Consider the following 6,867-nt stretch of genomic DNA (forward strand, 5'->3'; position numbering starts at 1 on the left):
CTGTGGGAGAGTAGGACGCCGCCGAACAATTTTTGGCCTCAGCCCCGGACCGTTATGGTCCGGGGCTGAGGCATTTCTGCGTCCACATGCAGTTCCAGCCGGCCGCTGACCCCTGTGACTTGACCCGCTCCGGCTGAGGGTAGGGTCAGTGGGCATCGTTCGTACGTTCCTCACAGGAGGCCCCCGGGTGGAGGTCCAGGAGACCCGCGTTCAGACGGACCGGGTACTCACCATCCCCAACATTCTCAGCATGGCCCGCCTGGTCGGGGTGCCCGTTTTCCTGTGGCTGATTCTCCGGCCCGAGTTCGGCGGGCCCAAGAGCGATGGCTGGGCATTGCTGGTGCTCGCGCTGAGCGGGGTGAGTGATTATCTCGATGGCAAGCTGGCCCGCCGCTGGAACCAGATCAGCAACCTGGGACGGCTGCTCGACCCTGCCGCAGACCGTCTCTTCATTCTCTCCACCCTGGTCGGTCTGACCTGGCGGGAGATCCTGCCGATTTGGTTGACCGCGGCACTATTGGCCCGTGAGCTGATGCTTCTGGTCATGGTGGGAATCCTGCGCAGGCACGGCTATCCGCCGCCCCAGGTGAACTTTCTGGGGAAGGCAGCTACCTTCAACTTGATGTACGCGTTCCCGTTGCTCCTGCTCAGCGACGGTAGCGGCTGGCTGGGCACCCTGGCGTCGATTCTCGGATGGGCGTTCGCAGGGTGGGGTACAACGCTCTACTGGTGGGCAGGAATCCTGTACGTGGTACAAGTCCGTCGGCTCGTGAAGGCGGATGTAGCAGCCGATTGAACTCGTCGATGCGCGCCGTGCAGCGTGGCCGGATTGCGTATGACGCCCGAGTGTCCTCACCGGACGGGTGAAGTCGGCTGGACTGTCGACATCTCAAGGAGGGCGCTTCCGACATGAAGGCCGTCGTGATGGCTGGTGGCGAAGGCACACGTCTTCGCCCTATGACCTCAAGTATGCCCAAGCCGCTCCTGCCGGTGGTCAACCGGCCGATCATGGAACATGTGCTGCGACTGTTGAAGCGGCACGGGCTCAGTGAAACGGTCGTCACCGTGCAGTTCCTCGCATCGCTCGTCAAGAATTACTTCGGCGATGGTGAAGAGCTCGGTATGGAGCTCACATACGCGAACGAGGAGAAGCCGCTCGGCACTGCGGGAAGCGTCAAGAATGCGGAAGAGGCACTGAAGGACGACACCTTTCTGGTGATCTCCGGGGATGCGCTCACCGACTTCGACCTGACCGATCTCATTAATTTTCACAAGGAGAAGGGCGCACTCGTCACGGTGTGCCTCACGCGGGTACCGAATCCGCTGGAGTTCGGCATCACCATCGTGGACGAGGAAGGAAAGGTCGAGCGCTTCCTTGAGAAGCCGACCTGGGGCCAGGTCTTCTCGGACACCGTGAACACGGGCATCTATGTGATGGAACCCGAGGTCTTCGACTACGTCGAGGCAGACGTTTCAGTCGACTGGTCCGGTGATGTCTTCCCCCAGCTCATGAAGGACGGGAAGCGAGTCTACGGCTATATCGCCGAGGGCTACTGGGAGGACGTGGGCACACACGAGAGCTATGTGAAGGCCCAGGCCGACGTTCTCGAAGGGAAAGTCGATGTGGACATCGACGGCTTCGAGATCTCTCCCGGCGTATGGGTGTCCGAAGGCGCCGAAGTACATCCTGACGCCGTGCTCCGAGGACCCACCTACATCGGCGACTACGCCAAGGTGGAAGAGGGCGTGGAGATCCGGGAGCACACCGTCGTCGGTTCCAACGTGGTCGTCAAGACCGGTGCTTTCCTGCACAAGGCCGTCATCCACGACAACGTGTACATCGGTCAGCAGTCCAACCTGCGCGGCTGTGTGATCGGGAAGAACACCGACATCATGCGGGCCGCCCGCATCGAGGACGGCGCCGTCATCGGTGATGAGTGCCTCGTCGGTGAGGAATCCATCATCCAGGGCAATGTGCGGGTCTATCCCTTCAAGACCATCGAAGCCGGCGCGTTCGTCAACACCTCGGTGATCTGGGAGTCCCGTGGCCAGGCACATCTCTTCGGTGCGCGCGGCGTCTCCGGGATCCTGAATGTCGAGATCACCCCGGAGCTCGCGGTACGGCTGGCGGGTGCGTACGCCACCACGCTCAAGAAGGGCTCAACCGTCACCACCGCGCGTGACCACTCGCGTGGTGCGCGTGCCCTCAAGCGGGCTGTGATCTCCGCTCTCCAGGCCAGCGCCATCGACGTACGGGACCTGGAGAACGCGCCGCTGCCGGTGGCCAGGCAGCAGACCGCGCGCGGCAGCGCCGGCGGCATCATGATCCGGACCTCGCCCGGTGTGCCCGACTCGGTGGACATCATGTTCTTCGACGAGCGCGGCGCGGACCTCTCGCAGGGGAGGCAGCGCAAGCTGGACCGGGTGTACGCGCGCCAGGAGTACCGCCGTGCCTTCCCCGGCGAGATCGGGGACCTGCACTTCCCGGCGAGCGTCTTCGACTCGTACACCGGCGCCCTGCTCCGCAACGTGGACACCACGGGCATCGAGGAAGCCGGGCTCAAGGTCGTGGTCGACGCGTCCAACGGCAGCGCCGGGCTCGTCCTGCCCAGCCTCCTCGGGCGGCTCGGTGTGGACTCGCTGGTCATCAACCCGGGCCTCGACGAGTCGCGGCCGACCGAGACCGCGGACAGCCGCCGTGCCGGTCTCGTCAGGCTCGGTGAGATCGTGGCCTCGGCGCGGGCCTCCTTCGGTGTGCGGTTCGACCCGGTGGGCGAGCGGCTCTCGCTCGTGGACGAGCGCGGACGCATCATCGAGGACGACCGGGCCCTGCTGGTGATGCTGGACCTGATCGCCGCGGAGCGGCGCAGCGGGCGCGTCGCGCTGCCGGTGACGACCACGAGGATCGCCGAGCAGGTCGCCGCCTACCACGGCACCCAGGTGGAGTGGACGACCACATCGCCCGACGATCTGACCCGGGTCGGCCGCGAGGACTCCACCATCTTCGGCGGCGACGGGCGCGGTGGCTTCATCATCCCCGAGTCCAGCAGTGTCTTCGACGGCACCGCGGCGTTCGTCCGTCTCATCGCCCTGGTCTCCCGTACCCAGTTGACGCTCAGTCAGATCGACGCCCGTATTCCGCGCGCCCATGTGCTCCGCCGCGACCTGGCGACCCCCTGGGCCGTGAAGGGCCTGGTCATGCGCCGGGTGGTGGAGGCGGCTGCCGACCGTTCCGTGGACACCACGGACGGGGTGCGGGTCGTCGAACCCGACGGCCGCTGGGTGATGGTGCTGCCGGCTCCGGCCGAGGCGGTCACTCATCTGTGGGCCGAAGGGCCGGACGACGCGTCCGCGCAGGCGCTGCTCGACGAGTGGTCGTCGATCGTGGACGGTGCCGGTCAGTGAGGCCGTGACGGTGTGCCGGACGGCGTGAGCCCGAGCCGTCCGGCACATCCCGGGGCCATTGGGAGGCCGCGGCGGCGGCGTGCGACGATGTGCGGCATGCCGAAGCAGCCACCCGTTCGGAGCGCAGCCTCCCCGCCACCGCGCCCCGATGCGTCGATGTCGCTGCTGAACAACGTGATGGACCACAGCCTCGACGACGGGTACGCCGAGGCGACTGCCCGGCGGCGGGCCGAGGGCAGGGCGGGCCTGCCGCGCTCCCTGCGGGCCAAGGTCGGTCTCGCCGCGGGTCTGGTGCTCGCCGCCGTCGTGGTCACCGTGGGCGCGGCGCAGGCCAGGGTGACGGCGCCGGTCGTCGCCAAGGAGCGCCAGGAGCTCATCGACCGTATCGACTCGGAGACTTCGTCCGCCGACGCCCAGCAGAAGAAGGTGGACGGGCTGCGCGACGCCGTGGGCGAGCAGCAGCGCAAGGCACTCCAGCAGCACGGGGGCGACCAGGGCGGGCTGGTGGCGCTGCTCTCCGGCGCGACAGCGGTGCACGGTCCCGGCGTGAAGCTGGTCATCGACGACGCCAAGGACAGCGCCAAGAGCGACGGCGGGGGGCCACGGGAGAGTCCCGGGTTCTCCGATACGGGGCGGGTACGGGACCGCGACATGCAGCAGTTCGTCAATGCGCTGTGGCAGTCCGGCGCCGAGGCGATCGCCATCAACGGCCAGCGGCTGACGGCTCTGTCGGCGATCCGGGCCGCGGGTGACGCCATACTGGTCGACAACAGGCCGCTGGTGCCGCCGTACACGGTACTGGCGGTGGGGGACGGGAAGCACTTGCTCAGCACATTCGACGACAGCGTCGGCGGACAGTACCTGAAGGTCCTCAAGGACAGCTACTCGATCCGCACCAGCAGTTCCGACCAGGCCGACGTGCGCCTTCCTGCGGCCGCGAGTCTGATCGTACGTACAGCAAAGCCGAAGGCCGCCGGCACCGACCAGAGCGCGGCCGACTCAGGGAAGGGCACATCGTGATCGCCGTACTGGGCCTCGTCGTGGGAGTCGTGGTCGGACTGTTGGTCCGGCCCGAAGTGCCGGCGATGGTCGAGCCCTACCTGCCCATTGCCGTCGTCGCCGCCCTCGACGCGGTCTTCGGCGGTCTGCGGGCGATGCTCGACGGAATCTTCGTGGACAAGGTCTTCGTCGTGTCCTTCCTGTCCAATGTCGTGGTGGCCGCGCTGATCGTCTTCCTCGGCGACAAGCTGGGTGTCGGAGCGCAGTTGTCCACCGGTGTCGTCGTCGTGTTCGGCATCCGCATCTTCTCGAACGCCGCGGCCATTCGCAGGCATGTGTTCCGGGCGTGAGGCCGATGGGTGACGAACCGATGAGCAACGACGGGAACCCGCCCGGCCCGCGGGGCCCGGAAGACGGGCAGAGCCCGGAGGGCCCGCAGGACCAGGGCACAGCTGTCCCGCAGGACCCACCGCCCGACGCCGCCCGCAGGCCCGCACGCTTCCCCGGGGCGCTGCCCGACGAGAAGCCCGCCCAGGCGGCCCCGCCCTCGGACGGCCCGGGGGCGACGCCTGCGGCGCCGCAGAGGCAGGCGGGACGGCAGCGGCTGATCGCCGCTCTCTGGCCGCCGCGGGTGACCAGGGCCCAACTCGTCGTCGCCCTCCTGCTGTTCGTACTGGGGCTCGGGCTGGCCATCCAGGTCCGCTCCAACAGCGACAACAGCCCGTTGCGCGGCGCACGCCAGGAGGACCTCGTCCGGATCCTGGACGAGCTCGACAACCGCACCCAGCGCCTGGAGGACGAGAAGCAGCGTCTGCAGAGCCAGCGAACCGAGTTGGAGAGCAGCTCGGACCAGGCCGAGGAGGCGCGTAAGCAGACGAACGAGAAGGCGCGTCAGCTGGGCATCCTGGCGGGCACGGTGGCAGCCCAGGGCCCGGGTATCACCCTGCTCGTCAACGACCCGCACAAGACGGTCCAGGCGGACATGCTGCTCGACACGGTCCAGGAGCTGCGGGCGGCGGGCGCCGAGGCGATCCAGGTCAACGGGGTCCGCGTGGTGGGGGACACCTACTTCTCCGACACGGATGGTGGGATCCAGGTGGACAAGACGAAGATCAGCGCGCCGTACACCTTCAAGGTCATCGGGAAACCGGCCGACTTGGAGCCTGCGCTGAATATTCCGGGCGGAGTGGTGCAGACTCTTGAGAAGGAGCAGGCCACAGCCGTTGTGACGCCTGAAGAGAAGATCGTTGTGGACGCCTTGCGACCGGCGAAGCGGCCTGACTACGCTCGGTCCTCCACGCCGTGAGGCGGGGGCGCGCGAGGGTAGCGGGACAAGGGCACGGGGTTGCGGGGGGTCGGCGCACCGATAGCGGGGTGCGTGGTGGAAACTGTCTGGGGGATACGGACGTTGTAAGGATGTCCGGTTCGGCAGGTGTGTTCATTGAGAGTTCGTCCTGCCCCACGGGCGGGTCTGTTTCGGTCAAGGGGAATCGCCCGTGAAGTTGTTTGGGAAGTTGTTCGGCAAGAGCGCACGTGAGGACAGTGCGCGGCACCGCGCCCCACGTCATGTGGAGGGCGAGGACCAGAGCGGCGACCGCCCGCTGTTCCGCGACGAGGTGGGGCGGTCCGGTCGCGACATTTCGGGTGATCAGGGTGCGTCGTCTGTTGACCCTGCGGGCGAGGGCCGCATAGGTTTTGGTGAAGCATCAACCTCAAGTACGGGTCGAGGGTTGTCCTCCGATCCGTACGCAACCAGCGCCCACGCAGGGCAGTCGCGGCAGGAGGATGCGTCCATGCCGGTGTGTACGAGGTGCGGCCACCGCAATGCCGAGGACAGTCGGTTCTGCTCCAATTGCGGAGCGCCGTTGCGTGCCGGGGTGCCCGAGCGGCCCTCGGAGACCACTTCGACGATCTCCATCTCCGGGCTTGAGGCGTACGAAGCGGAGGTGACGGGGCAGACCGCTTCGCCCTCGCTCTCTCCCGAGGCCCAGGCGGCCGTCGACGCCCTGCCGCCCGGCTCGGCGCTCCTCGTGGTCCGCCGCGGTCCGAACTCGGGCAGCCGCTTTCTGCTCGACGGTGATCTGACGACGGCCGGCCGTCATCCGCAGAGCGACATCTTCCTCGACGACGTGACGGTGTCGAGGCGGCATGTGGAGTTCCGCAGGGGCGCCGACGGCGGATTCACCGTCTCGGACGTCGGCAGCCTGAACGGCACGTACGTCAACCGGGAGCGCATCGACGCCGTCGTGCTCGCCAACGGCGACGAGGTGCAGATCGGCAAGTACCGGCTGGTCTTCTACGCGAGCCAGCGGGGCGTGTGACCCCTCAGGGAAGGTCCATGCTGCAATCATCGACGGGGGGGGGCCGGGGGGGCCCCCCCCCCCGGGCCCCCCGGCGGGGGGGTAGCGGGACGGTGGTGTAAGCGCGACGGGCCGAGTGTCACGCGGGCGCGCTCGACAACAA

At 67.6% G+C, this 6,867-nt stretch carries 6 protein-coding genes; all 6 read left to right on the top strand.

Going from position 1 to position 6,867, the window contains the following annotated elements; all coding sequences use genetic code 11:
• The first annotated feature begins 187 nt into the window (after positions 1–187).
• Positions 188–796, top strand: a complete 609-nt coding sequence (locus ACFXBC_RS33900) for a CDP-alcohol phosphatidyltransferase family protein (protein ID WP_385033555.1) — start codon at positions 188–190, stop codon at positions 794–796.
• A 113-nt stretch (positions 797–909) separates the two neighbouring features.
• On the top strand, positions 910–3,405 hold the full coding sequence (locus tag ACFXBC_RS33905; protein WP_385033558.1) for a sugar phosphate nucleotidyltransferase: 2,496 nt from the start codon (positions 910–912) through the stop codon (positions 3,403–3,405).
• Between the two features lie 96 nt (positions 3,406–3,501).
• Positions 3,502–4,425, top strand: coding sequence for a DUF881 domain-containing protein (locus tag ACFXBC_RS33910; RefSeq protein WP_385033561.1), 924 nt, complete (start codon positions 3,502–3,504; stop codon positions 4,423–4,425).
• Positions 4,422–4,754 (top strand): small basic family protein, encoded by a 333-nt coding sequence (locus ACFXBC_RS33915; RefSeq protein ID WP_164266945.1) that lies wholly within the window; start codon positions 4,422–4,424, stop codon positions 4,752–4,754. The genes ACFXBC_RS33910 and ACFXBC_RS33915 overlap by 4 nt, the downstream gene beginning before the upstream one ends.
• A 20-nt stretch (positions 4,755–4,774) precedes the next feature.
• The gene (locus ACFXBC_RS33920) at positions 4,775–5,710 is read left to right on the top strand and encodes a DUF881 domain-containing protein (protein ID WP_385033566.1); all 936 of its coding nucleotides are present in this window, start codon (positions 4,775–4,777) and stop codon (positions 5,708–5,710) included.
• Positions 5,711–5,858: 148 nt separating this feature from the next.
• Positions 5,859–6,725: an FHA domain-containing protein gene (locus ACFXBC_RS33925; RefSeq protein ID WP_385033579.1), complete on the top strand. Its 867-nt coding sequence runs from the start codon at positions 5,859–5,861 to the stop codon at positions 6,723–6,725.
• Positions 6,726–6,867 lie beyond the last annotated feature (142 nt).

Origin of the sequence: Streptomyces sp. NPDC059398 (genome assembly GCF_042751845.1) — a bacterium.
In the GTDB taxonomy this organism is placed as follows: domain Bacteria; phylum Actinomycetota; class Actinomycetes; order Streptomycetales; family Streptomycetaceae; genus Streptomyces.

Bases quoted from the DNA above. Each gene is read 5' to 3' on its own strand.
- ACFXBC_RS33905 (WP_385033558.1), top strand. From the start codon at position 910: ATGAAGGCCGTCGTGATGGCTGGTGGCGAAGGCACACGTCTTCGCCCT.
- ACFXBC_RS33920 (WP_385033566.1), top strand. From the start codon at position 4,775: ATGAGCAACGACGGGAACCCGCCCGGCCCGCGGGGCCCGGAAGACGGG.
- ACFXBC_RS33910 (WP_385033561.1), top strand. From the start codon at position 3,502: ATGCCGAAGCAGCCACCCGTTCGGAGCGCAGCCTCCCCGCCACCGCGC.